Origin of the sequence: Dietzia maris (assembly GCF_014144855.1) — a bacterium.
Classification (GTDB): Bacteria; Actinomycetota; Actinomycetes; order Mycobacteriales; family Mycobacteriaceae; genus Dietzia; species Dietzia kunjamensis.
In genome coordinates this window covers 1-1444 of sequence record NZ_JAALDN010000503.1, presented here as the reverse complement: position 1 = coordinate 1444, position 1444 = coordinate 1, and the positions used below count along the sequence as shown (strand labels likewise).

Here is a 1444-nt window from a genome sequence, read left to right as displayed (position 1 = left end):
CTCCGCTGTCCGAAATCGACGCGGCAGGTCAGAGCTCGGCTCTAGTCCGAAGCTGCATGACCAGGCGAGAGAACCGCGATGGCTACGCCACGGCCGTTAGTGCCGGCCTAACAAGGATTGGGCGGTGGCCTGTCGGCGGCGCGGTAAACCTTCGCCAAATTCAGCGATCAACGCGCGAGGGGCTTGGCCTACTTAAGTACGGTCAGCGAGAGTTGTCGTCCTTGTTGGCGAAGGCGGGGGGAATTAGGGATCTCAACGGACGGTTGGCCCGTACTCGTGCGCCGATGCCCAGGGTGAAGTCCATAATGGCTAGTCCCGCGCAGAGCGCGATTCGCAGCGATGTTGCCGTTCCCGAGTTCGGGCCAATCATGACGATCAATGCGTAGGCGACGACTCCGATAACGGCGCTGATGGCGAGCGCGGCGAAGGTACGCATCAACAGTATCGATCCCAGTTAACCTTGTCGCCAGCAATGGCTGCGATCCACAAGCACGGAAAGGTCATGATGCCCGTCAGTGCGCAGTAGAAGCCCGTTACCCACGTGAACGCGCCGATTCCGACGTAGGACTTCCAACAAGTGGCGGCAGGTTGCAAATCGCCGCCGGGGTTAGTGTCAGGCGCCGGAAGCTCGTTGACGAGCTGAAGGCCTCCCTCAGGCCCAGTGTTCGGCGTGATGTACTGCCCGTCAGTCTTGGCGAGAAACGTGTCGATCGCGCGGTCGTCCATCAGGGCAGCGAGGCGCTTGAGCTCACCGGAGGGGTCTATGGAGTAGCGATTGAGGAACTCGGTCATTGCCGGGCTCGACGACAGCTTGTCGAGTCGACGGTCGAATCCTGAGGGGTCGGCGGTGCGTGCAGCATCAACGTCGAGGTTCTTGTATGCCTCTAGGGCCACCTCTTTAGTGTCAGGGGAAATGGAAGCGGCAGTTGTGGAACCCGAGCTTCCGGTCTGGGCGTGCACTGTCGGCGTGAACATGGCCATGGCGATTGCAACCACACTGACAAAAGGAGCGATGCGGCTTCTCATGAAATTCCCAATCTCTCATCGGCGCAAATGCGGGCCTAGCAGGGATGATTACATGAATACCGTTCCGAAAAAAGTTAAGTCAACTTCATTCACATAACGCTGCGGAAAAGTTAATTGGCCCCTATTCGCCGCCATCGGTGGACTGTTGACTGTCAGCTGCGGATGTCTGGGCGCGTAACCATGACGTCACTGCAGCAAATGGAGGGACGATCACCGGGGCGCAGTGCCAACGCCGGGGCAGGTCGATTTGCCATACCTCGGCAGGGTCCGCTGCGCCCCGAAGTGCGCCGACCAGTGCCGGGGTGGGGTGTCGACAGAGGGCCTGCCTGCCGAGGCCATCCAGGGCAGTAACCGGGCCGTCGAGGAGTCACTGCGGGGTGGCGTTTCCTCCAGGCGCTCGAGGCAGAAGCGATGCCGC

2 protein-coding genes are annotated in these 1444 nt (G+C 60.7%); both read right to left on the bottom strand.

Translation table 11 applies throughout. The features are described 5' to 3' along the window. Positions 1-202: 202 nt before the first annotated feature. Positions 203-436 carry a hypothetical protein gene (locus G6024_RS15295; protein WP_132064308.1) on the bottom strand — a complete coding sequence of 78 codons (234 nt, stop codon included), beginning with the start codon at positions 434-436 and terminating at the stop codon, positions 203-205. After that, positions 436-1026 carry a hypothetical protein gene (locus G6024_RS15290; protein WP_159149097.1) on the bottom strand — a complete coding sequence of 197 codons (591 nt, stop codon included), beginning with the start codon at positions 1024-1026 and terminating at the stop codon, positions 436-438. The genes G6024_RS15295 and G6024_RS15290 overlap by 1 nt, the downstream gene beginning before the upstream one ends. Between the last annotated feature and the right edge of the window lie 418 nt (positions 1027-1444).

Coding starts and splice junctions, on each gene's coding strand:
- G6024_RS15295 (WP_132064308.1), bottom strand. CDS start 436: ATGCGTACCTTCGCCGCGCTCGCCATCAGCGCCGTTATCGGAGTCGTC.
- G6024_RS15290 (WP_159149097.1), bottom strand. CDS start 1,026: ATGAGAAGCCGCATCGCTCCTTTTGTCAGTGTGGTTGCAATCGCCATG.